The 26,201-nt window shown below is 48.7% G+C and carries 22 protein-coding genes; 20 read left to right on the top strand and 2 right to left on the bottom strand.

The window, feature by feature from the left end; genetic code table 11:
• The first annotated feature begins 513 nt into the window (after window positions 1–513).
• The 5 genes from F4X88_09855 (at window position 514) to F4X88_09835 (ending at window position 6,422) form a co-directional block, all read left to right on the top strand.
• Window positions 514–1,713, top strand: coding sequence for a phytanoyl-CoA dioxygenase family protein (locus F4X88_09855; GenBank protein MYA56588.1), 1,200 nt, complete (start codon window positions 514–516; stop codon window positions 1,711–1,713).
• Between the two features lie 15 nt (window positions 1,714–1,728).
• A complete protein-coding gene (locus F4X88_09850) occupies window positions 1,729–2,763 on the top strand; it encodes a Gfo/Idh/MocA family oxidoreductase (protein ID MYA56587.1) in 1,035 nt (344 codons plus the stop codon).
• A gap of 352 nt (window positions 2,764–3,115) precedes the next feature.
• Window positions 3,116–4,327: a hypothetical protein gene (locus F4X88_09845; GenBank protein ID MYA56586.1), complete on the top strand. Its 1,212-nt coding sequence runs from the start codon at window positions 3,116–3,118 to the stop codon at window positions 4,325–4,327.
• 27 nt (window positions 4,328–4,354) lie between these two features.
• The gene (locus F4X88_09840) at window positions 4,355–5,572 is read left to right on the top strand and encodes a Gfo/Idh/MocA family oxidoreductase (GenBank protein ID MYA56585.1); all 1,218 of its coding nucleotides are present in this window, start codon (window positions 4,355–4,357) and stop codon (window positions 5,570–5,572) included.
• Window positions 5,514–6,422, top strand: a complete 909-nt coding sequence (locus F4X88_09835) for a hypothetical protein (GenBank protein ID MYA56584.1) — start codon at window positions 5,514–5,516, stop codon at window positions 6,420–6,422. The genes F4X88_09840 and F4X88_09835 overlap by 59 nt, the downstream gene beginning before the upstream one ends.
• Window positions 6,423–6,462: 40 nt before the next feature.
• Here F4X88_09835 and F4X88_09830 read toward each other — a convergent pair whose 3' ends face one another.
• Window positions 6,463–6,735: a hypothetical protein gene (locus F4X88_09830; GenBank protein ID MYA56583.1), complete on the bottom strand. Its 273-nt coding sequence runs from the start codon at window positions 6,733–6,735 to the stop codon at window positions 6,463–6,465.
• A 274-nt stretch (window positions 6,736–7,009) separates the two neighbouring features.
• On the opposite strand from F4X88_09830, the gene aroQ reads away from it, so the two are divergent.
• Genes aroQ through F4X88_09805 form a run of 5 tightly spaced genes read left to right on the top strand, consistent with a single transcriptional unit; the run spans window position 7,010 to window position 10,833 of the window.
• The gene (gene aroQ, locus F4X88_09825) at window positions 7,010–7,462 is read left to right on the top strand and encodes a type II 3-dehydroquinate dehydratase (protein ID MYA56582.1); all 453 of its coding nucleotides are present in this window, start codon (window positions 7,010–7,012) and stop codon (window positions 7,460–7,462) included.
• A gap of 4 nt (window positions 7,463–7,466) precedes the next feature.
• Window positions 7,467–8,612 carry a DegT/DnrJ/EryC1/StrS family aminotransferase gene (locus F4X88_09820; GenBank protein MYA56581.1) on the top strand — a complete coding sequence of 382 codons (1,146 nt, stop codon included), beginning with the start codon at window positions 7,467–7,469 and terminating at the stop codon, window positions 8,610–8,612.
• A complete protein-coding gene (locus F4X88_09815) occupies window positions 8,613–9,167 on the top strand; it encodes a hypothetical protein (protein MYA56580.1) in 555 nt (184 codons plus the stop codon).
• Between the two features lie 32 nt (window positions 9,168–9,199).
• On the top strand, window positions 9,200–10,123 hold the full coding sequence (locus F4X88_09810) for a DUF2156 domain-containing protein (GenBank protein ID MYA56579.1): 924 nt from the start codon (window positions 9,200–9,202) through the stop codon (window positions 10,121–10,123).
• Window positions 10,120–10,833 carry a thiamine pyrophosphokinase gene (locus F4X88_09805; protein ID MYA56578.1) on the top strand — a complete coding sequence of 238 codons (714 nt, stop codon included), beginning with the start codon at window positions 10,120–10,122 and terminating at the stop codon, window positions 10,831–10,833. The genes F4X88_09810 and F4X88_09805 overlap by 4 nt, the downstream gene beginning before the upstream one ends.
• Here the strand turns inward: F4X88_09805 and F4X88_09800 are convergent.
• The gene (locus tag F4X88_09800) at window positions 10,821–11,786 is read right to left on the bottom strand and encodes a threonine dehydratase (GenBank protein MYA56577.1); all 966 of its coding nucleotides are present in this window, start codon (window positions 11,784–11,786) and stop codon (window positions 10,821–10,823) included. The genes F4X88_09805 and F4X88_09800 overlap by 13 nt on opposite strands.
• Before the next feature lie 149 nt (window positions 11,787–11,935).
• Here F4X88_09800 and F4X88_09795 point away from each other — a divergent pair, with 149 nt between their 5' ends.
• The 10 genes from F4X88_09795 to F4X88_09750 all read left to right on the top strand — a co-directional run.
• Window positions 11,936–12,877, top strand: coding sequence for a hypothetical protein (locus tag F4X88_09795; GenBank protein MYA56576.1), 942 nt, complete (start codon window positions 11,936–11,938; stop codon window positions 12,875–12,877).
• Between the two features lie 217 nt (window positions 12,878–13,094).
• Window positions 13,095–13,523, top strand: a complete 429-nt coding sequence (locus F4X88_09790) for a CBS domain-containing protein (GenBank protein MYA56575.1) — start codon at window positions 13,095–13,097, stop codon at window positions 13,521–13,523.
• 11 nt (window positions 13,524–13,534) lie between these two features.
• Window positions 13,535–14,068, top strand: a complete 534-nt coding sequence (locus F4X88_09785) for a CBS domain-containing protein (GenBank protein ID MYA56574.1) — start codon at window positions 13,535–13,537, stop codon at window positions 14,066–14,068.
• A gap of 73 nt (window positions 14,069–14,141) precedes the next feature.
• Window positions 14,142–15,995: a 2-oxoacid:acceptor oxidoreductase subunit alpha gene (locus tag F4X88_09780; GenBank protein ID MYA56573.1), complete on the top strand. Its 1,854-nt coding sequence runs from the start codon at window positions 14,142–14,144 to the stop codon at window positions 15,993–15,995.
• A gap of 85 nt (window positions 15,996–16,080) precedes the next feature.
• Window positions 16,081–17,127 (top strand): 2-oxoacid:ferredoxin oxidoreductase subunit beta, encoded by a 1,047-nt coding sequence (locus F4X88_09775; protein ID MYA56572.1) that lies wholly within the window; start codon window positions 16,081–16,083, stop codon window positions 17,125–17,127.
• 21 nt (window positions 17,128–17,148) lie between these two features.
• Window positions 17,149–17,922, top strand: a complete 774-nt coding sequence (locus F4X88_09770) for a M55 family metallopeptidase (protein ID MYA56571.1) — start codon at window positions 17,149–17,151, stop codon at window positions 17,920–17,922.
• A 221-nt stretch (window positions 17,923–18,143) separates the two neighbouring features.
• Window positions 18,144–18,920, top strand: a complete 777-nt coding sequence (locus F4X88_09765; protein ID MYA56570.1) for an FRG domain-containing protein — start codon at window positions 18,144–18,146, stop codon at window positions 18,918–18,920.
• A complete protein-coding gene (locus F4X88_09760) occupies window positions 18,856–20,172 on the top strand; it encodes a tetratricopeptide repeat protein (GenBank protein MYA56569.1) in 1,317 nt (438 codons plus the stop codon). The genes F4X88_09765 and F4X88_09760 overlap by 65 nt, the downstream gene beginning before the upstream one ends.
• Before the next feature lie 61 nt (window positions 20,173–20,233).
• Window positions 20,234–23,509, top strand: coding sequence for an ATP-dependent helicase (locus F4X88_09755; protein ID MYA56568.1), 3,276 nt, complete (start codon window positions 20,234–20,236; stop codon window positions 23,507–23,509).
• A 94-nt stretch (window positions 23,510–23,603) separates the two neighbouring features.
• Window positions 23,604–26,201: hypothetical protein (locus tag F4X88_09750; protein ID MYA56567.1), on the top strand; the 2,598-nt coding region annotated here is incomplete at its 3' end.

The raw sequence follows: 26,201 nt of genomic DNA, 5'->3' as shown, positions 1-26,201 counted from the left end.
TGACGTTGCCACTTATGGAAGTATTCATGCACCTGCCACATATCGTCAAGCAGATGGTTCCAAGTCGTATACAATTCGATTGATCATAAAACCGATATTTGTAGGTTTTCATGGTCTATCAAGTATCAAGTTTTTAACCCCTGTTCAGTGGGTAGGCAGACACACAATCAAGCGATTGTGCTGAACATGTCTGCCAACTTGATAGTATTATTATAGCATTTTTTTTGTGTTTTTGTCAAGGGGAAAAATGCTTTTTTTAGACAACAGTTTGGTCTAATTAACAGGGGCGGGCATTCATCCTAAACCTAAAGGATTAGCCTTTTTGCCCGAATTTCGGTAATTCTAAAATCTACCATAAATAGCCCTATCGTCAAGATTTACAGACTTGCTAAAAAAATACAATTGTGATACATTTTAAATCCAACGCTACAATCGCTCTTATATTCGTTGTCTATAACGAAACACAGTATTTTCCCATCACTTGCAGCGGATGGGAGTAAGGAGTTAATTATAATGAGTAAAAACGGACGGACCTTCACCGCAGAACTGGAAGAGATGGAAGTCTATGGTGATACACGGGTCGGGTGGGATGAGAATACACCCGTCAATGAAACCGTTGACGCGGAAGGAAATCTCTTTCCCGGTAAAAGAGGGTTCGGTGTAGCAGATCCCAACTCACCCAAACGCCGCGTTTACGACGACCCAGAGGTCGAGGCACTCCGCGAAAAGTTACGCGAGCACAACGGTATTCGCGGACTTGAAATCTGCGAACCTCACGAAACCAAGAAAATCGCTCGAATCTTCCATCGCGACGGTTTCGTTGTCGTCAAAGATCTTCTCAATGCTGAACAACTCGCTCGCTGGAGGGCAGGATGTGCCGAAGCACTCCGCGACATCCTCTCCATACCGGGACCGGGAGACAGAAAATATACAACCGAAACAGGACGGCTGCCACACCGCTATAGCTACGGCACCTCTTCCGCTTCAAGACAGATGTTGCACCATCCCGCTTGGGCGAGTATGATAGATCTGTCGACAACAACCCCTATCGTTACAGAAATCTTCGGTTCTTCAGATTATCGCGTTTGGGGTTCAGGCGGCGACCTCTGCCTCCCGGGTGCAGTAGAGTATCAACACCTACATCCCGATGGCAGGGACCCACAGCACCTTTCCGAAGCACGCATTCGGCAAGCTGAATTAGTCGGTGCCCAACTCCAGAGGGACGACAAAGGAAACCTTGATGTCCCATCACAGAAGATGATAATGGAGATGACACCGCCGACCGTAACCATTAATTTCATCATGTGTGATCTGACGTGGGAAAACGGTCCGATTCGTCAGATTCCCGGGACGCATACACTGCAGCAGAATCCACCACCGCCGGGCGATGAACCCGATTGGATGAAACACTCGACACTCGTCGGCGGAACGGCTGGCTCCGGTGTGTTCCGAGATAACCGCGCATGGCACGGGGCAACCCCGAACCTCTCAAGAGAAATTCGCGCACTGCCAAACGTTGAATACGCCGCACCGTGGCGCTCACAACGCGGGTTCAGTAGGATTATGCCCCACGAAATTTGGGAAACCTTGACCCCCCACGCTCAGAAATTATGTGAATGGATCAAAGCAGATCCAGGTGTCTGGCCCCCCGGGGCCGGTATTATGCATCCGCTCTCAAGCAAGCGCGCAGAAGCACAGAAGCAGAACGGTTAGTAGGAGGAATAAAAAATGTTAAACTGGGGTGTTATGGGTGCGGGCGGCATCGCCTATGTCTTTTGCAACGGGATGCGTTTTACGGACTCCGGTCAGATCCTTGCCGTTGCAAGTCGCACGCAATCCAAGATAGACAGACTTACGAACGATTACAACATTCCTCGCCAATATAATGACTACGATGGCTTGTTAACGGACGACGATATTGACGCTGTCTATATTGCCACGATCCATCCACTTCATGCGGAGTGGGCAATAAAATGTGCCGAAGCGGGGAAACATCTCCTCATCGAGAAACCGATCAGTATGAATCACGCCGAAGCTGCTGCGATGATAGACGCAGCACGCGAAAACGATGTGTTTCTCATGGAAGCCTTTATGTATCGGACCCATCCGCAGGTTGCGAAGGTGGTCGAACTGATACAGGACGGCACGATCGGCGATGTCCTTGTTATCCGATCGACTTTCAGTTATCGGTCGAATTTTAACCCCCAAAGCCGAATTTTCAACCGTGAAATGGGTGGCGGCGGTATCCTTGACATCGGGTGCTATACGGCTTCAATGACTCGCAAACTGGCGGGTGCCCCTGAAAACAAACTGTTTTTGAACCCTGTTGAAGTAAAAGGGAACGGCAAAGTCGGTCCTACGGGGGTTGACCACATCGCAGCAGCGACGCTCAAATTTGAAAACGGTATCATTGGGGAGATAATCGCTGCCGTTGAATGCAGCGTTGGGAGCAGCGTCTTTATCTACGGCACAGAAGGCTCAATTACGATTCCAAGCCCTTGGTTGCCTTCATCGCTCTGTCGCCAGGCACGAGAGCCGTTGCCATTGGATACAACTTTCCCGTCAACAAAAATTATCGTTGACGCGCATCAGCGTCAGGAAGAAATTACGATCGACGTTGATCGGGACCTCTTCACTTATGAGGCAGATACAGTCGCCAACCACATCGCAGATCGGCAAGCACCGGCGATGTCTTGGGACGATACACTCGGCAACATGCAGCTGCTGGAAGCGTGGCTTGCAGAGGTGGGCGTTACGCATTAGAAGATATAACGCAAGTTGCCATTTCTTCTCTACATATCACCCCTACGGGGTGCGGGGAATTGGAAACTGTTTTTCTACTCTCACTGCGAGGCAATATCACCCCTACGGGGTGTAAAGAAACACCTTTCCTCGAAAAATCTGTATTGAAACGCTCAAAACCTATTAGGTAGCAATTTGGATCATTCTAATCAAAAAACGTAGCCTGCAACAATACGCAGAAATACGCAGAAACACGCAGAAATGCCCAAGCAAAGACCCCTATCAAAAACCCCAAGCAAAAACACGCAGGCGGATTTGAGGAACGCACGTCAAAGTTCAAACGTCTGTTGTTTCTCGGCAAGGAAAGCTTAAAATGGTGAAAGACGATATTTTTCAGGAACGCGTTGTCCGGGTTGAAAAGCCGTCGGCGCACTTTACACTACTTCGGAACGTCGATGGCGATTTCCTCGGCGTGTCCGACACGAACGAACTCTCAACCTTTGATTACACCGACGATCAGGCGATATGGGAGCAGGTCGAAGGCACCGCTGCCTACCGCCACGTCGTCACGGGTATCCACCTCGAAGCCGAATCCGCTGACGCTGAGAACGGTTATAACTTGCGTCATAACGGGGATTCACTCGCGAGCGACGGCAGCATAGGTGCCGAAAGTGCCGTGTTCTCCGCTGGACACGGTCCCGCGCACCTGCCGTCCGAGTATCTGGAATCCTTCAAACAGAACGGCTGGGCCTGCCTACCTTCCATTATCGCACCTGATATTGTCGAAGAATTGGAGAAGGTGAGCTGCACGGGGCGCTGGGAGGCAGAAACCTACGAGCGGCGTATGCCACCAATGAATGAGACTGCAGCGGTCGCTAAGATTGCAACGGAACCCGTCTCTTTGTGGTTGATGCGTGAGTATATGCAGACACAGGAAATACGCCTCGGACACTCGCCGGGTTTTGCTATACTTCCACCAGACGATGGCAGACGAAAAGTTCAAGGGTGGCACTCAGATTTTCCCTATCTCTGGGGTATCGCTGGCAGTGAAGTTGTCAACCGAATACCGATTCACAAGGTCGAGGGTTTGGTCATGGGGGTCCAGCGAAACCTCTGCGTCTCGGAATTCCGCAAAGAAAACGGAGCAACCTGTTTCAAACTCGGATCCCACACATTCGGTCAAGGTCCACCCGTCGAGTGGGTAAACGGAAACACCTCCAGGGAGGACGGGCATCGTGAATCCAAAGGACTGCCATACACCGGACCGGATGCCGATGTGGTCGAGGCACCACCGGGGAGCTACATCGTCTACGATTCTCGGATTTGGCATCGCGCCGGCGTAAATCGCACGCCACATAAGCGAGCGGCAATGTTGCAGGCGGTTATTCCGATGTACATCATGCCGTTTATGGATACAAGTCGTCCCTATAAAGACTTTCTCAACAGTCCCTTGGCAGAAGAACTGACTGCTCTTGAGCATAAAGAGCTTGAGTCAATTATGGTGAATAAGATGGTCGGCCCCCAAGGGCATCTGGCAATCACCGTTGACGAGGAATTAACTGAGAAAATACAACCATCTCAGTAATATCATTGCGAGTGAAGGAGACAAGGAATGCGGAAAGCCAAGATTGCATCCGTGGGTTGTGGTTGGGTCGCGAAACGTTGGCATCTGCCGACAATCGCTGAGTTGACGAAAAGAGGGGATTTGGATTACGTAGCCGTGTGCGATATTGATGAAGATACCGCTCGCGCAGCCGGTGAAGAATACGGTCTCCCTTACTATACAGATGTCGAACAGATGCTGGAAAAACACAGCAACATCGATGTTGTAGACATCAGTACCGGTGATTATGAACACCATACAATCGCGAAGATCGCCGCTGAACACAAGATGCATCCAATCGTTGAAAAGCCGATGGCACCCACCCTCACCTGCTGCGATGTAATCATAGACAGTTGCGAAAAAAACGGGGTCCATTTTGAGGTCGCCGAGAATTACTTTCGGATGCCCGGGGATCGGATCATCATTAAACTCATTCAGGAGGGTGTGCTGGGTGACATTGCGCGAGTGCACTTTATCGAACCTTTCGGACGTAGACCGTTTGAGCAGGGTGCGGGAAAGCCGCGCGGCATAGAATCGCCTATATCCACATTTACGTCCCACTCCGGTGTTTGCATTGATATGGGAGTCCATCGGATGTCCCAACTTCGATGTTATGCCCAAAGTGAACCGAAGAAAATCACCGGCATCACGAAGCAATTCGCGCCGAGTTCCAACAACAACGTTTATGAAGATTGGGGGCACGCAGTCATTGAGTTTGAAAGCGGTGCCGTTGGTGTTTATGAGACCTCTCGGGTCGGAGAAGAGACGATTAAATACAGGCAGATTATGGGAACGAAGGGTGTGATAACAGACACCGATTTCTGGACAGCTGATTTTCCGCTTCGGGTCATGGAGAACGGTGAAATGAAAGATATCCCGATCGAAACGGAACGACATCACGTTGATGGCGTAGATGTCCTTTCCAGAATCGTTGTGCATACCGACCCACAGATTGTGTATGAAAATCCTTTCAGAACGTATGCAATCGACGATTGGAATGTCGGAACCGCTGAGGAGATTATGACAATAGCGAGGGCGGCACTCACAGGTGAACCACCGGAATACGGGGTCGGGGGTAGGAAAGATGTGGAGATGTGCATCGCGCTCTACGAATCCTCACGGACGGGCATGATGCCCATCGACATTCCGATAACAGAAACAACGGGTTATGAGCAGATGGTTCACGACGAGTTCCGCCAAAAATTCGGCCACGCCATTGATGCGTAACAGTATCTATTTCCCCGTGTTTTTACAGCAAACAATGGGTCTGTGGTTTGCTATTCAACGCGCAAGCCAAGTGACAATGATTTTATTGCCCGTCACGATGTTAAAAAAGAAATTTTGGGTGCCGATCTTACTGATGTTGATAGGTGTTGCCATTGGTGGCACATTTTGGGGATACCAGCACGTTGCGTCTCAAGATCCTGTGAAGATTATCAACGCTGTGATGCCTGACTCCGTTGATACGTCAAAGCCTGCGACACCGAAACCGCCACCGCCGGGGGAAACCGCTGAGAGCGGACACTGGCATGGCGAAGAGTGGCACGCTGAACCGCATGACACACCGCAGGCTGCCGAAGCGGGCAGCATTGCTGCAGACACGGAAAACTCGCCCGATGATGTCTGGTATCCTGAAGACTACACCGAGGCGGATAGACAAGCCGATCTTCTCGGACTCCCAGCAGCCCCCGGTGAAGAATATCACCGTCGAGCATATAAGTATGCGGTTAACTCTTATATTCAAAAGCATCGGCAAAAGTATCCTGACTGCACAGAACATGCTGCGGTTTTGGCAGATGCCAAACGTCAAGCCGAGTGGATATTGGCAGATGAAAAGCACGTAGATAAACGTCGGATACACGCTGCTGAACTTGATTTCATTATGTCCCTCTATGATGACTTCAGAGAAAAATACGCCGATACTCTCTTTGCGGGGAAAAAACTCAGTCCCGCGGATGCCCGAGTCGCAGAATCGGAAAAACAAGCAATCCTCAAACATCTGGATGCATACGACGAACAAGCGAAACTCCTGAAGCGTGAAAAACCTATTTCACCGAAACCCATGCACACGCACTAAGCGAGGGAGGAAATCATGATGAAACACATTCGCATTTTCATTATAGTTTTCCTCGACGTCGTGTCAGGGGAGCCGTTGGCATATAGGGGGTTAATCTGAATGGCATTCGAGCTTCAAGAGCAAGGGCGTGATGGGAAGCCGTTGCGTCCTGTGCTTTGCACTTCGTTTTACGTTCAGCGTGTGCAATCTGGCGAGATGGAAACCTTTTCTGCGTTGGTTTAATCACTTCTGTTTTACCTTCGGCACGGATTTCTGCTTCCCGTTGCCTTTGCTCATCTCTGCGTCTTGCACGCCTAATTTCTACCCATTCCATGATTCTTCCCTTCACCTCAATTATTATGGTTGAGGTCAGTATAAAGAGCGGTATGGAAGTTCCTGTGTCTATGATACATTTCTTTATACCTGTTTCATAGTGTATAAGCAGTATAGGCATGGAGAATACTGTCATTTGGTTCATACACTAAATGCTTTCTATGCTAACGCATAAACTCAATACAAACCCGATGAAAAAACTTTGAAAATTTTTCCAATTCATTGTATACTCTCTATGACAAAGGCAAGACTTTACAGGAAAAGGAAACACGCGCATGAACATCCTCGTCCTCCACGGACCCAATTTACACCTCTTAGGGAAACGTCAACCGGAGATCTACGGACACCAAACGCTATCGGATATTAACAATACACTTGACCGGCAAGCCGCGGCATCATCCCATGCGATTACCCTCAAAATCTTTCAATCTAACCACGAAGGCGAACTCGTCTCTATCATCGGAGACCACATTGACTGGGCGGACGGTATTCTGATTAATCCGGCAGCCTACACACATACCAGTGTCGCTATCCGAGACGCGCTCTCTACCGTCGCACTCCCCGTCATAGAGATTCACCTCTCGAACATCTATGCCCGTGAAGAATTTCGGCATCATTCCTACATATCGGCGGTTTCTGTCGGTGTCATCGGTGGTTTCGGAACGCACAGTTACACCCTTGCTCTCGAAGCAATGATCCAAATATTGCAACAAGCTACGGAAAATTAAAAAGATGACGAAACATCCTTTCATACCTTTTAGTCGTCCTTGGATCGATGATACCGAAATCGAAGCCGTTAGCCAAGTCCTCGCCTCCAAATGGATCAGCACAGGGAACAGAGTGCGCGAATTTGAACGCGCCTTCGCCGAATACCTCGGGGTCAAGCACGCCATCGCTGTCAGTTCCTGCACCGCCGCCCTGCATCTAAGCCTGGTTGTAGCCGGAATCCGGAACGGCGACGAAGTTATCACGACCCCTTATACCTTCACCGCCACTGCTGAAGCCATCCGATATGTCGGTGCAAAACCGGTCTTTGTAGACATCGATCCGCATACGTTGAACATTGACATAACCAAAATTGAACAGGCGATAACCCCGCGCACAAAGGCACTAATGCCCGTCCATTTTGCCGGTCTCCCGTGCGACATGGATGCGCTACGGGACATCTGCCGAAATCACAATCTCATCCTTATCGACGACGCTGCCCACGCTATCCCGACCGAATACAAAGGGGAATACATCGGCAGTATCGGCGATCTGTCCGCGTTTAGTTTTTATGCGAACAAAAACCTGACGACAGGGGAAGGCGGTATGATTACCACGAATAACGACGCCTTCGCCAAACCGCTCCGCACAATGCGGCTCCACGGAATCGACAAGGACGCTTGGGCACGTCAGTCACAGCGCGACATCTGGCGATACGACATCGCGACTGAAGGGTATAAATATAACATGACCGATATCCAAGCCGCGATGGGGTTGTGCCAACTTATGAAACTCAACAAACAACATGAACGCCGTCGAGATCTCGCACAGATTTATCAAAAGGAACTCGCAAATCTTCCGCACATCAGCACACCCGTTGCACCGGAGAATCCGAACGAACATTCGTGGCATCTCTACATTATCCAACTCCCACCCGGTGAACGCGATGGATTTATTAGAGTCTTGGGCGAGGCAAACATCGAATGCAGTGTCCACTACATCCCGCTACACCTCTTCGAGTTTTATCAGGAGCAATACGGCTACCGTGTCGGCGATTTCCCGTGTGCTGAGGCAGCATTTGAACGCGTCGTGAGTCTACCCCTCCACCCCGGGTTAACCGAAGAAGAAATTCATATCGTAATCGGTGAAATAGGAAAGATTTTGGGTTCGTAAATGGACACACCTAACCCAGTGAACACCAGCCTCTACCAAATCATCCCCAGCGACGTCTGTTTCTCGTGTGATATCTGTTGCCGATTTTTAGAAGCAGACAGTCCCCTTGCGCCCATCTTCACAGCGTCAGAGACAGCAAAAGCCATTGCACACGGTGCCGATCCCGCACTGTTCCGTCCACAGACAGACGGAAAAAGTGCCCAGATCCAGCTAAAACCGCACAACGATTTCTATATTTGTCCGTTTTTTGAACCGGAGACGAGCCACTGCACCATCTATCCGATCCGTCCGCTTGATTGCCAACTCTATCCATTCGCGCTCATGCGTAGCGAGGATGGCAACGAGATTGTGCTCGGCGTGGATACCCTCTGCCCGTTTGGTGAAGCACACCTCGAAACGGAAGCCTTTCAGAGGCATATCCACCACGTCATCAATTACGTCGAATCCGAATCGGTCACGGCGGAGATAATCGCTAACTGGAGTTTGATCGGTGATTATCAAGACACCGTGAAAATTGTCCATACGCTCAGTTTTGCTAATTTACCTTGCGGGTGAACGACGTGCGTCCTATTTTCTCAAACTGACAGATGCAACTCCAACCGCTAACCCTTAATGACAAGCCAATTTTTGACGAATACGCGCGTCAAACTGACACGCGTCTTTCCAACTATGCCTTCGCGCCACTCTACGTGTGGAAAGCGCATTTCCAGTTTTATTGGACATTGATCGCGGAGCATCTATGCATCTTCGCAAAGCAGGGTGAAGACTATTTTATGCCGATTCTACCGATGCGGTGCAATCCAGGAAATCGCACGTCCCGAAATGTTATCCGCACGGCATATCAATTTATGTTAGAATCAAATCGGAATCCACACATCGCCCGAATCGAAAATATTCCACACGCGCTGCTCACTTTTTTTGAAAAGGATGGATTCCGTGCCACCTTGAAGGAGACCGAATACCTCTATGAGACAGAGGCACTCAGTGAGTTGAGTGGCAATCGCTTCAAAAGCAAACGCAACGCCTATAACGCTTTTATGGATCGGTATCCGTCGGCAGAATTAAGCCCCTACTGCACCGCCGACAGCGACGCGTGTTTCACACGCTATGACGTGTGGCATACCGCACGCGCGATGAATTGTGAAGATGCAGTCTATTGTGCGATGCTTGCGGATTCCCGATCAGCACATCGAGTCGCAATCGCGCATGCAGACGCACTCGGACTTTTCGGCAGGATTGTCCGCGTCAATGGAGATATTAAAGGCTATACCTTCGGCTATCCACTGAATGCGGACACATTCTGTATATTATTTGAGATTACAGACCTTGGGATAAAAGGACTCGCACAGTTCATCTACCGCGAGTTTTGCAAGGAATTGGTTGGCACTTACAGATGGATTAACGCGATGGGCGCTTCAGGGTTAGAAAATCTAAAGCGTGTCAAACATTCCTACCATCCGGTCCAACTGATTTCGTCATACAATATTGTTATGACGGAAGAGAAAAAATGAGAGCAGCACTTATTTTCCTCAACGGCTACTACGACACACGCTATCTCGACTTTTACCGTCACGAGATTGAAACAGCCGTGGAAAACGGGTCCCCGCTCATCTGTGCGGATGGCGGCATCCGTATATTTGACGAGCTCAACCAAGACTCGGACACCACCATCGTGCCAGATGTCCTCATCGGAGACATGGATTCGATCCCCGAAACCACAACCAAAGCGAAACATGTCGTTCAGGCATGGGTAGGAAAAACGGACAAGGATTACACCGATGGACAACTCGCTGTAGACTATGCCTTGGAACAGTTTAACTGCCGACATATTGTTATCTACGGCGGTTTACCGCGTCCAGCAGCATACGAAACAGACCAGTTTCTTGGCAACCTCAAACTGATGCGTTTTGGGCATTACCGCGCGTCTGCAGGTGAACCTTACACAGCCGAAATGCGGGATCCGAGACAAACAATCCACTATGTCCTATCATCAGTGCGTTTAACCCGAAAAAACAACGGGCTGCAACGCGTCTCCCTTATCGCTGAAGCGTCCAACGTCATCGTCGAAAAAAGCGAAAATCTACGTTGGGACTTGGCATCGCTACATATCCATCCCGATTTAACAAATGCCCTTCGCAATGAGTTCACAGCAGGCGCGGCATCGGCAATCGTTCAATTGGCTGACGGATCTGCCCCCGTCTACGTGATTCATAACTGGTAGGAGAGCACCTTCTTGAGGGTTTCCGTGTCCAGATTCGCACCGCTCATCACCATTACCACGCGTTTCCCTGCCAATGTATCCGTAAGTTTATGTGCTGCTGCTATCGGAGACGCCCCTGCGCCTTCCGCTAAGTTGTGCGTCCACCGCAACGCCAAACGGATGCCTTCCTCAAGTTCCGCCTCACTGAGCAGAACAATGTCGTGAATGCCCTTTTTGATGATGGACAATGGCAACGAGAACGGAGTTCGCGTTGCAATTCCATCTGCGATGGTGTCGCAAGAATCCGTTTCTACCCGTTGCCCTGTCTTCCAGGAACGGTAGATAGCGGGTGCATTTTCCGCCTGCACACCGATGACCTTGACATCCGGGTTTATCGCTTTGGAGACTGTGATAGCGCCACAGCAACCGCTCCCACCCCCGATCGGGACGATGATTGCGTCTACGTCTGGGAGACTCTCAAAAATTTCAAGAGAATAAGTGCCAACACCGTGGAACAATGCAGGCTCCATGCACGGATGAACGTAGTAAAGCCCACGTTCCGCTTGAAGTGTTTCGCAGAGCGTAAGTGCTTCGTCAAAATCTGCGCCGTGTTCAATGAGTTCCGCGCCAAATGCTCGCATCGCGCTGTTTTTCTCCGGGTTATTCCCGTGCGGCACAACAACGGTCGCTTTGACACGAGACTGCGCCGCTGCATAGGCGATGGACTGTCCATGATTCCCGCGTGTCGCCGTAAGCACACCTTTTTCACGTTGTGCTTTTGGGAGATGGTGCATGAAATTGATGCCGCCGCGCACTTTAAAACTCCCCGTTGGATGATGATTTTCGTGCTTGATATACGCCTGAAATCCGAGTTGATCGGACAATTCTGGATAGTGAACCAGAGGTGTGGGTTTTAAAAATCGTGATACGACGCGTCGCGCCGCCATAATTCCGTGAAGGGTAACAGATGTCATTTTTACTCCTGATGTGTTTAAAAAAAGTCGGGAATCGGAGTTCCCGCCTACAAGGACACAGAGCCTCTTGCCAAGTTATAAAATCCGTGCTAATATAATAACATACCGCAACGCACATATTCAAAATAATGTTCAGAAAGGAAACACTTATGGCACAAGAATGGCAGTCTACAGCGTTAGAAATTGACGAAACCGAGGACCTCATTGAGGTCTGCTATCAGAACGGATGGACGGATGGGCTTCCCGTCGTTCCACCGACCCCCGACCGCGTCGAACGCATGCTCAGCGGAACAGACCGAGATCCAGATGAACTCATCGCAGCTGTCCCGCCAAAATGGGGCAGAGCCACCGTCGAAAAGGTCGCGATTAATGCCGTCATGGCTGGATGCAAACCCGAATATTTACCGCTGCTTCTCACCGCAGTGGAGGCAATGACATCTGAGCAGTTTAATCTCCACGGCGTTCAAGTCACGACATCCCACGTCTCACCTGTCCTGGTTGTGAACGGACCTATCCGAAAGCAGTTAGAAATTAATGACGGATTCAATCTCTTTGGGCAAGGATGGCGAGCGAACGCAACAATCGGTCGCACCTTACGGCTCATCTGCACCAACATCGGCGGCGGATTGCCCGGTGAACTCGATCGCTCAGCATTTGGACACGCTGGAAAATATACCTGTTGCCTCGCCGAAAAAGAGGAGGGAAGCCCCTGGGATCCGTTGCATGTCGAACGCGGTTTCCAAGCCGACGATAGCACTGTTACCATCTTTGCGGGTGCCGGTCCCCAAACCGTCAACGACCACGGTAATAACACCGCAGAAGGTATCCTCAACACAATCTCGGATAATATCGCCGCCCCGGGTAACACTGCCGGTGAAACCATCCTCGTCATTGGCGTTGAGCATGCAAAGACAATCTCAGAGGACGGGTTCAACAGAGCCGATATACGACAGTACATCGCTGATACCACAAAGCAATACGCAGCAGAGGATCTGATGCTTATGGTAGCCGGTGGACCCGCAGGGAGATGGACGATTGTCGTTCCCGGATGGGGTTCACGGTCCTCTCGCGCGATCACATTGGCAGTATAAGTATCTGTGGGAGAAATAGCAGAATTTCGGACACTTAAACGTTGACCGCTGATAGCCAAGCGCCTACCGTCAAACAACCCGCGAGGCTGGAATGCAACCGAAGTTCTTCGCCGAAGATTTTTTTGCAAATCGGCGAAAAATATGGTATCCTTATATTAAGGAAGACAATAGGAAACCCAAATCTGTTTTCTGACGTTACAGTAAAGGAATAGCTACGATGGACACAAGAACGCTGTCTTTGCCGATCAGCACACTCAATTACAAGCAACCCACCACTGTGCAAGTCGGATCCCCTGTTTCTGTCGTCATTGATATGATGCAAGAGGGAGGAACCGGGTGTGTTCTCGTCGTTGATGAAGATGAACAATTAATCGGAATCATCACTGAACGGGATCTGCTCCAGCACGTGAGTGGGCAGCGCGCTGCACCCGCGGAATTTAAAGTCGAACAGGTGATGACAGCCGACCCAGAGACATTACGCGCCAGTGACCCAATTGCTTTCGCACTCAACTTGATGCATCTCGGGCACTTCCGGCACCTTCCCCTTTGTGTTTGGGACGACCAGGGAGAGGCATACCCCATCGGCATAATTTCAACCCGCGATATCTTAGAACATATCGCTATATTTATAGAAAATCAGGAGTAGGAGGCATAACCATGCTATATGACTTGGCAATTGATGAAGAATTAGAGCAGATGGACGAAGACGCTGCCCTGAAAGCATGGAGAGTGCCAGAGATTCAGGTTTCGCTAAAGGATTTGATGCGTCCTATCATTCAGATTGACATCGGCTCCAGCACGAATGAGGCGATTGATCTACTCCTCGCTAACGAAATCGGTGCAGCACCTGTTGTTGAGAACAATTATCTCCGCGGAATATTTAGTGAACGGGACGTACTCAACAAAATTCTCAATAAACAAGTTGGAAATTTGGACGACATTAACGTTACAGAATTCATGATCGCAGATCCGCAGACAGCACAGCCGGAAGATACACTGAACACCGCCCTCCTCTACATGGCACGGGGCGGCTACCGACATGTCCCTATTGTTGATACGGAAAATCATCCGATCGGGATGGTATCCATTCGTGACTTAATGTCCTATCTCGTTGAGGAGTTTCTCCAGGAAGTCTTAACACTACCCCCGAAACCGGTTCGAGATGCTTTTAAAGCCCGAGAGGGTGCCTAAATACCTCAAAATTTTTCATATTTCTTGGGTGCAGTTGCCAAACATGCACTTATCATAACAAAGGACAATTGTGATGCGCAAACCAGTTGAGCAAATCGAGGAAGCGACAATCCTATTTGCTGGCGACTCCGGCGATGGGTCGCAGACCATTGGCACACAAATGACTGAAACTACTGCCCTTATTGGGAACGATGTCGCCACGCTCCCCGATTATCCCGCTGAAATCCGAGCACCCGCCGGATCGATAGCAGGGGTGTCAGGGTTCCAACTCCACTTCTCAAGCGAACAAATTCACACCCCCGGAGACCTCTGCGATGTCCTCGTCGCGATGAATCCTGCCGCTCTAAAGGTACACCTCAATAAACTCAAACCCAACGGCATCCTGATTGTAAATACCGACAACTTCGCCCGCCGCAATTTACGCCTTGCAGGATATGAAGAGAATCCGCTCGAAGACGATAAACTCACGAAATACCAAGTTTTCCGTGTCGAATTAACACAACTCACTCGAAAAGCACTCGAAGCGACACAATTAAGCGTCCCAGAAATCGACAGATGTAAGAACTTTTTCGCGCTCGGTATGATCCTCTGGCTCTACAATCGTCCAATGGAATACACGATGAAGTGGATCAAGGCGAAGTTCGCGAAAAGGCCTCAGTATGTCGAATCCAATATTCTCGCGCTCCGTGCCGGGAATACCTATTGCGAAGCGACTGAGCAGTTTGCTGTCTCCTACGATGTGAAACCTGCCGACTTTGAACCCGGGACCTATCGAAATATTGAAGGGAACATGGCAACCGTGCTTGGACTTGTTGCGGCTTCGTATCAATCCGGTCTACCGCTCGTTTACGGCAGCTACCCGATAACACCCGCAAGTGATATTCTCCACGGACTTGCACAATACCGAAATTTTGGTGTCGTTACAATGCAAATGGAGGATGAGATTGCCGCCGTCGGGGTCGCAATCGGTGCCGCATTTAGCGGTTCACTCGGTGTCACCGGAAGTAGCGGTCCAGGGCTTGCACTCAAATCGGAGGCGATTAACCTCGCTATGATTGCCGAACTCCCACTTGTGGTATGTAACATTCAGCGTGCGGGTCCCTCAACAGGGATGCCGACAAAGACGGAACAGTCGGATCTCTTGCAGATGTTCTACGGGAGGAACGGTGAATCTCCGTTGCCTATTATCGCTCCATCACGTCCGTTCGACTGCTTTGAGACAGTCTACGAAGCCTGTCGTATCGCCGTGAAATACAGGACACCGGTGATTTTTCTCTCCGATCTCTACATCGCCATGGGGGCTGAACCGTGGAAGATTCCACAACTCTCCGAACTCCCGGAAATTAGACCCGATTTCGCAGTGAGTGCGGATACCCGTAACGGGTTTGAACCGTATCTACGCGATCCAGAAACGCTTGCGCGCCCCTGGGCGAAACCCGGGACGTCTGGTTTAGAGCACCGCATCGGGGGCTTAGAGAAATCAGATGTGACAGGACACGTCAGTTACGATGCCGAAAACCACCAAAGAATGGTGGAAATCCGAGCAGAAAAGGTCGCACGCATCGCCGATGCGTTACCGCCGACAGAGGTGTTCGGGGCACCAGAGGGTGACATCCTGCTCCTTGGATGGGGCGGCACCTACGGTGCAATCCGAACGACAGCAGAAAACTGTGTCGCCGACGGACTTGCAATCGCACACGTTCATCTCCGACATCTCAATCCGTTTCCTAAAGATTTAGGCGACATTCTACAGAAATTCAAAAAGATTTTAATCCCTGAACAAAACAGTGGCCAACTCCTTCAGCTCATTCGTAGCACCTATCTTATTGATGCAATCGGTTTTAACAAGGTGCAAGGGCAACCCTTCCATGTTTTTGAGTTGGCATCGAAAATAGACGAAATACTTGAAGAAATAGGGCGCGCTTAGGTCCTCACGCCCGCAATACCCGCCCCCTACTGGTTGGGTTGGAAATCCTGCCTATAGGGTTTACAAAAAAAGATGGTAACAAACCATGAGAAGAAAAAGATCCTCACGCATCCCTGCTGGTGTACCCACCCTCTCTAAAAAGGATTTTGAATCCGACCAAGATGTTCGATGGTGCCCGGGTTGTGGTGATTACTCCATCCTCGCGCAGACACAACGTATTATGCCGGAACTCGGCATCCCTAAAGAGAACATTGTCTTTATCTCCGGCATCGGGTGTTCGAGTCGATTTCCATATTATATGAACACCTACGGATTCCATACGATTCACGGCAGAGCGCCAACGATCGCCTCCGGTGTAAAAATGGCGAATCCCGATCTCTCTGTATGGGTCATCACAGGTGATGGTGATGCACTCTCAATCGGTGGCAACCATTTCATCCACCTGATGCGCCGCAATTTCGACGTTAACGTTTTGCTCTTTAACAATCGCATCTACGGATTGACGAAGGGGCAATACTCACCGACATCCGAGCAAGGGAAACAGACGAAATCCACACCTCTTGGTTCGGTAGATACCCCCTTTAATCCGATTAGTCTCGCATTGGCTTCCGGTGCTACTTTCGTGGCGCGCTCGCTGGATAGAGATCCAAATCACCTCCGAGCCATTATCAAATCAGCGTTTGAACACAAAGGCACTTCGTTTATCGAAATCTACCAAAACTGCAACGTGTTTAACGACGGTGCCTTCTTCCAATACACGGAAAAAGATACAAAGGCTGACAACACGGTGGTTCTGGAACACAATGAACCTCTCGTCTTCGGCGCGGAACACGATAAGGGTATCCGACTGAACGGTTTCCAACCCGAAGTCGTGAAAACCACAAACGGGGAATACTCCACGGACGACCTCATCGTCCACGATCAGTATGCCGAGGACACCACCTTGGCGAATTTCCTCGCACGGATGAGCGATACGCTTGACTTGCCGGATCCCATCGGTATTTTCCGCAGTATCAGGCACCCGTGTTACGAGGACCTGATGACAAACCAGATCCGCACCGCAAAAGAACGGATGGGTGAAGGCAATCTCGAAGCACTCCTCAACGACGGCGAAACATGGACTGTGTCATAGTTTGATGGGATTCCAACGATCATGAAGATTTACATCTTAACCGACTTAGAAGGGGTTGCGATGGTATCCCGCTTCAGTCAAACTCGTGAAGAAGGTCCCCAGAAAGAAACAGCCATGCGATTATTGACGCAGGAGTTAAACGCTGCTGTTGATGGCATTCTTGATGTGGAGACAGACGCGGAAATCGTGGTCTGGGACGGACACGGGACTGGCGGGATTGATGTGCTTGAATTCCATCCACAGGCGAAGTTAATTGCGCGGGGTCCGATTCGTCCGCCTTACTATCTTGACGAGACCTACGATGCCCTCTTTTTCTTAGGGCAACACGCCATGGCAGGCACGTCAAACGCCCCGTTGAGTCATACGTATTCCTCTGTGTCCATTGAATACTATAAGCTCAACGGAAAAGAGATCGGAGAATTCGGCTGCCGTGCCGCACTCGCTGGCACTTTCAACGTCCCAACGGTTTTTATCTCTGGTGACGATAAAGCAGTAGCGGAAGCGAAAGAACTGATACCCGACATTTATGGGGTTGAGACCAAACAGGGCCTCGGACAGGAACTCGCGTTGCATCTATCACCCCAACGGTCGCGAGAATTGATCCGTGAGATTGCGGCGGAGGCTTGCCGAAATATTGCTGAGATTGCCCCATTCAAAATCGACCCACCTTATACGTTTGAAGTTCGAGTGCTTGAAGGCAAATCAATTGACGGGTACCTGCAACGGGGTGCCGAGAAAATTGATGATCGCACCGTCTTCTGGCGTACCGATGACCTATGCGCTCTCTCCATTTAACGCTAAAGAAACCCATCTACCGAAATCCATTTTTATGGACCATCAGTAATAACTTTTCAAAATCGCGGATGACACAGATTTCATGGATTCTCACTCAGCGTCATCGGTATAATTTGTAAAAATTCGCGATTCAGATTTTTTCAAAATTGAGATTGACAAGCTCATCTCCGAGTTGTATAATTGAGATTAGTCAGAGGAATATAGGATAGAAACAGCAATACATGAATACATCCATTGAAATCTCCAATTTAGCAGACTACATTAGCCAAATAGACAAGATAACACGTTCTGAAATAACGTATCTCTATCGCGGTCAAGAAAACGAGGTGTGGCGCGTGACCAGCAGTGCTTACCGCCGTTTGGAAAAGCAAGTCGATGCTGATCCCGATTTACTGGACGACCTTTTTGTAGGCTATGTGAAGCAAATTGTTGACGAAGTTCAACTAAAGTATCCGTCTACATACAGAGATTTGTTTCCATTAGAGTGTATGGCACATCTACAGCATAATAAAGTCTCAACAGGCCTGATTGATTTCACATTCAGTCCTTTGGTTGCACTTTGGTTCGCCTGCGATAGTAGAGAAGATGCAAATGGGAAAGTTCTTGTGTTAGAAAACAATAGTGGAAGAATTGAAGAAATAAAAACAAAAATGAGACTCCAGCAAGAATTGGATGCTTTTTTTGATGCGGATCAAGCTCAGTGGTATCTCTGGTCACCCACTCTGGATAGTCGAGCAGTAGACACCGAACGTATGAATATGCAGCAGTCTGTATTTTTATTCGGTTTGCCTGAAGTAGATACCGACATGATCAATCAAGAAATCATAATTCGTAACGGTGCCAAAGAAGACATCAGAACGGCATTAGAAAAAATGGGAATCTCAGAAAAAACTCTATTTTCCGACTTACTCGGTTTTTTTGAAAGAAACACGTATGCCCAACCATACGATCAAACACTTGCCGAACCTTACTACGGAGGTATCAGCGATGGAAAATAGACAGCACGAGGCGGGAAAGGTTTATCACAATTACTTTCAACGAGGTAATTTTCGATTAGCCGCAAACAAGTACGATGAAGCCATTCAGGACTACAATGAGGCAATCACTCTAAATCCCAATTATGCCAAATCTTACAAAAATCGCGGTCTTGCTTACTTCGCCAAAGGTGAGATTGATCTTGCGATCGCGGACTATAATAGAGCAATAGAATTGGATCCAAATAACGCACATGCCTATAACAATCGCGGCACTGCTTACAGCACCAAAGGTGATCTTCACCTCGCCATCAGAGATTTCAACAAAGCGATACATCTCAAATCAGATCTTGCGGAAGCATACAATGGACGAGGCTTAACATACCGCGCCAAAGGTGAACTTGACCAAGCTATTGAAGACTATAATATAGCGATAAAACTAAGATACGACCACGCCAAAGCCTATAATAATCGTGGCAACGCCTACCGTGCTAAAGGTGATGTTGAGCAGGCTATTGAAGACATCAGTAAGGCAATAGAATTCCGCCCAATGTTTGCCGAAGCATATAGTAACCGCGGCAACGCTTATGTAAGAAAAGGTTTAATAAATCTTGCTCTTAAAGACTATAACCAAGCAATACGTCTAAATCCAACTCTCGCCGAAGCTTATTGCAATCGAGGTGTAGCTTATGAGTACAGAGGTGAATTTGAGTGTGCTATTGAAGACTATACAAAAGCGATAGACCTGCAACCTGACTATGCCGAGGCGTATAACAATCGCGGTGTGGTTTACAACAAACAAGCCGAATCTAACCTCGCCATCAAAGACTTTGGCAAAGCGATAGAACTCAAGTCGGAGTTTGCCCGTGCCTATGGCGGTCGCGGTTACGCTTATTATGCCAAAGGTGAATATAATCGCGCTATTGTAGACTATAACACAGCAATAGAACTCAAGCCAAATTTTGCCGAAGTATATAACAATCGTGGTCTTGCTTATTTGGCTGAAGGTGAGTTAGAACTTGCCATCGATGACTTGGACAAAGCAATTGAATCTAATCCCGATTATGCCGAGGCATATTATAATCGTGGCGTGGTATGGTCTCAGAGGCAACAGTGGGAAAATGCAAGATTAGACTTGAAAGTTGCTAATATTATAGGAAAAGACAGTATTCGCTCACTCCAACACATCAATAGAAGCGTCGTAAACTTCAAACAACTTCGTAATGTTAATCCACCAGAAGACATCGCTGCAATGCTAGCTCCACCGCAGGCATAGCGTCTGGCTCATAGCAGAAAAGCGACAGAATCAGGTTGATTTGGCACACAAAGGACCGAAAATGTCAAATCTCAAATCCGGTATCCGAGACAACCTCCGCCGTGGAAACGTTTACGAATTCTTAGCGCAAGAAATCAAGAACGGCTCCCTCCTCTCCGTTGTATCCGCATATTTCACTATCAATGCCTTTGAAGCATTGCAAAAACCTTTAAGTGAAATAGCAGAACTCCGCTTTCTGTTTGGAGACCCGGATTTCATTAAAAGTCTTGATCCGAGCAATACCGAGAAAAAAGCGTTTGGCATTACGGATTCAGGCTTGGAACTCAGCAAGCAACTCCAACAGAAACCGATCGCAAAAGCCTGCGCTGAATGGATAAAAGAGAAGGTCGAAATCCGCTCAACACGAGAAGCAAACCTGCTTCACGGGAAAATGTATCACATCACAAATAACGGTGCTGAAAGAGCAATTATAGGTAGCTCGAACTTCACCATGCGCGGTTTAGGGTTAACGCAGGATATCAACAATATTGAACTCAATCTAGAAGTGGATAGCAACCGCGACCGCCGCGACCTGAAAGCGTGGTTTGACGAAGTCTGGAACGACGATAAACTCGTTGAAGATGTCAAGGAAAAGGTACTCGCCACGTTAGGACAGATAGGTAAAGACCACGCCCCGGAACTCATCTATTACAAAACGCTCTATGAACTGTTTCGTAATGAGATTGAAACCCGAAAAACCAACGACCAAACCCTTGAAGATACACATCTGTATGACACGGAAGTCTGGAAAACGTTGTATGAGTTTCAGAAAGAGGGTGTGAAAAGTGTGATTGCCCGTCTGTTACGTCACAACGGCTGTATCTTAGCAGATAGCGTAGGATTGGGAAAAACTTACACGGCTCTGGCAGTTATAAAGTTCTTTGAACTGCGAAACGAACGAGTGTTGGTGTTATGCCCCAAAAAACTGCATGACAACTGGGCGCTCTATCCTGCATATAACTCACAAGACACCAACCCATTCCTTGATGACAAGTTCGGTTACACACTGCTATCGCATACCGACCTTTCCCGCTATAGTGGCGAATCTGGTGGCGTTAATTTGGAAAATTTCAATTGGCGTAATTTCGACATGATAGTGATTGACGAATCGCACAATTTCCGAAATGATACCAAATCGGGTGAGGATAAAGATGGCAATTTCCGGCACAGTCGCTATTCCCGTTTATTAGAAGAAGTTATAAAGGAAGGCACGAAAACGAAGGTCTTAATGCTGTCAGCAACACCAGTTAACACATCACTCATTGACCTCCGTAATCAGATTTACCTGATGACAGAAAAGCGTGAAGATGCCTTCAGGGAGAGTTTAGGCATCAGTAATATCGGTTCAATGCTCCGTCAAGCACAAAAGGAATTTAAGAAATGGGAAGAGGACGGCGGTGAGAACGGCAAAAAAGACAAAGCGAAGTTACTGGAAACTCTCGGTGCCGAATTTTTCCAACTGCTCGGTGGGGTCTCTATTGCTCGTTCTCGACGGCATATTAAAACCTTCTACGCCGAAGAAATGGTCAGGATCGGTGAATTCCCGACACCACAGAAGCCGGAAAACTCCCACCCACCAACCGACTTGACAGGAGAACTCTCCTACAAAGCATTAGCAGATCAGATAGCCGAATTCACACTCTCCATCTATCAACCGTCCAGTTATGTCATCAGCGAAACCGCAAAACAACGGTTGGCAGATGAAAAACAGAGGTTCCGTTTCAACCAAGCAGATCGCGAGCGATTCCTCATTGGCATGATGCAAACCAATTTTCTGAAGCGTTTGGAGAGTTCCGCACATTCCCTCTCAGAGACACTTGAGCGCACTGTGGGCAAAATTGACGATATGCTGAAGAAAATCGACAAATACGAAAAAAATCCGCGTATACAGGACGCGGAAGCCGACATCCTACCCGATGACGATGAAGACGATGAAGAGTTTTTGGTGAACCGCGCCCGCAATCCGTATCACCTCCGCGAATTGGATCACGCCCGCTGGAAAAAGGATCTCATCAAGGATAAACAGACCTTAAACGCCGCATGGGACAGCGTCAAAACAATCACACCGGAACGGGATGGCAAACTCAAAGCGATTAAAGCACATATCAGAGACAAAGCACTCAACCCGATGACTGACAAGGACGGAAAAACCAACCCCAAATTGTTAGTCTTCACGACTTTTAAGGATACAGCAGTCTATCTTTACAAAGAATTGTCGGACTTCGCTGCAGAATTGGGTCTGAACATGGCGATGGTCTCTGGCACCGATACACAAACCACCTGCGGACGCAACAACTTCAACGCTATCTTAACCAATTTTGCACCACGTGCACGAGGACGTAGCGACAGCACAAGCGACGATATAGACCTCCTTATCGCTACGGACTGTATCTCAGAAGGGCAAAACCTTCAGGATTGTGATACAGTTTTGAATTACGACATCCACTGGAACCCTGTCCGCATCATCCAACGCTTCGGACGTATTGACCGAATCGGCAGCCGTAATACTACGGTGAGAATGATTAACTACTGGCCCACCAAAGACATGGAGGTCTATCTCCGTTTACAAAGCCGCGTGGAATCCCGGATGGCACTCGCCGATGCAGCCGCCAGCGGTGATGACGACCCACTGAACGAATTCACTTATGAACACGCACAGATGGAGCTCAATTTCCGTGACGAGCAATTGAAGCAGCTTCGTGAAGATGTCTTGGACCTTGACGACCTCTCCGACGGCATCGTTATGAGCGATTTCACGTTTGATTACTTCTTCGCGCAGTTGCTAAAGTATCTCGAAAGAAACAGAGCAGAATTAGAAGCCACGCCGAAAGGGGCTTATGCCGTCACCACCAACGAGAATAGCCCCACAGAAACCGGCATCATCTTCTTCCTCCGGCAACGCAATGCCTTGACAGATAAAGAGCAAAAAACACCGAGTCCTATCTATCCATATTACACCGTCTACATCCGCAAAAACGGCGACATCCGTTACGGATGTGCAAACGCCAAACAAGTGTTAGACCTGTTTGAAGCCGCCACTGTCGGAAAGAGCGACGCCCTGCCAGAATTGTGTCTCCAATTCGACCAAGAAACCCAACACGGCAAGAATATGGCGGATTATAACAAACTCCTGAACGCCGTCATTACTCACATCACAAGGTCACACCAAAAAACCCAACTTAAAAACCTAAGGAGAGGGGCTCCACGAGGCTTCAAACTGCCAGTGGCATCTGAAACCCCCAGGGACTCCAGCGATTTTGAATTGGTAACATGGCTGATTATTACAACGCCACAGTAATGAAAAACGAGAACGTTCGTAGTAGGGAAACCCTTCATCGCGCGTCAACTCACGGCACACGAAGTGCGCCTATTACTTTGCAAGAGAGAAACACATGAACAAGGAAGTAATCAAATCTGCACTATCAGTAATGCGCACCGGTGATCTATTAGAAAAATCAAAAGACCTGTTATCCACTTTGGGCTACCGCAGTGAACTCACGCTTGAACTCTCCGGCACCATCCACGACTTTTTTGAAGAATTCCCACCGCTCACTCCGAACACCAAAACCGAACAGGAATTCCGCACACACGCTGAATCCGCACAAATTATATTCCAATTCACAAAAGACGAAATTGAAGAGGGTCCACAGCAGATAACGATGCTGGAGTCCAGTGCGTTCGACAAAGGCAACATCAAAAGTTTCCTGTTCTGTGCGGTTGAACTAAAAGATAACAACTATTCCCGAACCAAATACGCCGAATTCACACGAGAAATTAACAAACGTCTATTCACACCCACTGTAATTTTATTTCGCGCCGGCAATCGTTTAACGGTTGCATTTGCCGATCGCCGTCCAGACAAAACCGACGAGGACCGCGATGTGCTCGGACAGGTCACCCTCATCAAAGACATCCGTCTCAACAACCCACATCGCGCACATCTGGACATCCTCTCCGAACTCTCGCTTGAAGAATGCGTCAAGTGGATAGACGAGAAGAAAAAATCGAAAAATTTCGACGGATTGCTGGCGGCATGGCTCGCCAAACTGGACACCGAAGAACTCAACAAACAGTTCTATCGGAAACTCTTCGCGTGGTATGAATGGGCAAGAGAAGAAGCAACGTTCCCGACAGACGAAAACCGCGTCATAAAACCGGCAGAACATGTGATACGTCTCATCACACGCCTGCTCTTCATCTGGTTTATCAAGGAAAAAGGATTGGTGGCAGATGCGTTGTTCAACAAATCGCAAATCCAAGACCTACTGAAAGAAGACGACTTTGATAACGGAGATTCCTACTATCGCGCCGTGCTACAAAACCTCTTTTTCGCTACCTTAAACACCGAGATTGACGAGCGGAGGTTTAGCAAAGGTAACTATTCTGACCATCGTAATTTCTCAGTGTATCGCTACAAAAAGCAGATGCGCGCCCCCGATAAACTCTTGAAACTATTTGCCAAAACGCCCTTCATCAATGGCGGTTTGTTCGATTGTCTGGACAGTTTTAAGGCAACAACGGACGGAGGCTACCGAATAGACTGCTTCTCCGATAATCAGTATCACGAGTTGTCCATCCCCAACCGTCTTTTCTTTGACGATACCCAAGGCTTGATGCCGTTGCTGGAACACTACAAGTTCACCGTTGAGGAGAACACACCGATAGAACAAGAGGTAGCGTTGGACCCCGAACTACTCGGCAGAGTGTTTGAAAATCTCCTCGCCGCCTACAACCCAGAAACCGGTGCGACGGTGCGAAAACAAACCGGCTCCTACTACACCCCACGCGCGATTGTAGATTACATGGTAGATGAGGCGTTAGTCGCCACGCTCTCCCAAAAGTGTAACCCAACCGATGGCGATACGCAATTGTGGGAGGAACGGCTGCGCTATCTCCTCGATTATGCCCAAACATTTGATGATGCAAGCCAATGGTTTGACGACACCGAGACTGACGCGATTGTCAGAACAATCTCTGAACTGAAGATATTGGACCCAGCAGTCGGATCAGGGGCATTTCCTATGGGGATGCTCCACAAGTTGACGCTTGTCCTCAGACGACTTGATCCCGACAACACTCGATGGGAAAAGCTACAGAAGGCGCGGGCACTCCAACGAGCAGAAATCGCGTTTGATACACAGGATGACCCAACGCGGCGGGAAGAACTCATCGACATTGATGAGACGTTTAAACGCTACCGTGATTCAGACTTCGGACGGAAGTTATACCTGATTCAGAACAGTGTCTTCGGTGTAGACATCCAATCCGTGGCATGCCAGATCGCCAAACTCCGCTTTTTCATCTCGCTTGCCATTGAGCAAGAGCCAGATAGAGCTGCTGATAACTTTGGCATCAAGCCGTTACCAAACTTAGAGACACGCTTTATCTCGGCAAACACACTGATAGGTCTCACAGCACAACGGACGCTGACGAGTAATACGGCGCGAGATTTGGAACGCGAATTGCGCGACAATCGCGAGCGGCATTTCCACGCCACCACCCGTCAACGCAAACGTGAATATCAGCGAAAGGACGAGCAACTGCGAGCGGAATTGGCAACGGAATTAAAAAGTATGGGCACTCCAGCAGATGATGCCGAAAAAATTGCACAGTGGGATCCCTATGACCAGAACGCCACCGCCGATTGGTTTGATCCTGAGTGGATGTTCGGAGTCATAGATGGATTTGATGTGGTGATTGGCAATCCGCCATATATACAACTGCAAAAGGAAGGGGGTAGACTCGGAAATCTTTATCAAGATAAAGGTTTTGATACCTTCGCTCGCACGGGCGATATTTACTGTTTGTTCTATGAAAAAGCGAATCAACTCTTGAAAAACAGCGGATATGTCTGTTTTATCACTTCCAATAAATGGATGCGCGCTGGCTATGGTAAAAAGTTGAGAGATTACTTCGCAACACTCACCCAACCGATTCAACTGCTGGATATGGGACCAGATGTATTTGATGCTACCGTTGACACAAACATC

The sequence above is a fragment of the Candidatus Poribacteria bacterium genome (genome assembly GCA_009839745.1).
Lineage (GTDB): Bacteria > Poribacteria > WGA-4E > WGA-4E > WGA-3G > WGA-3G.
Note: the sequence above shows the minus strand (reverse complement) of the source record. Positions and strands in the feature narration are given on the sequence as shown.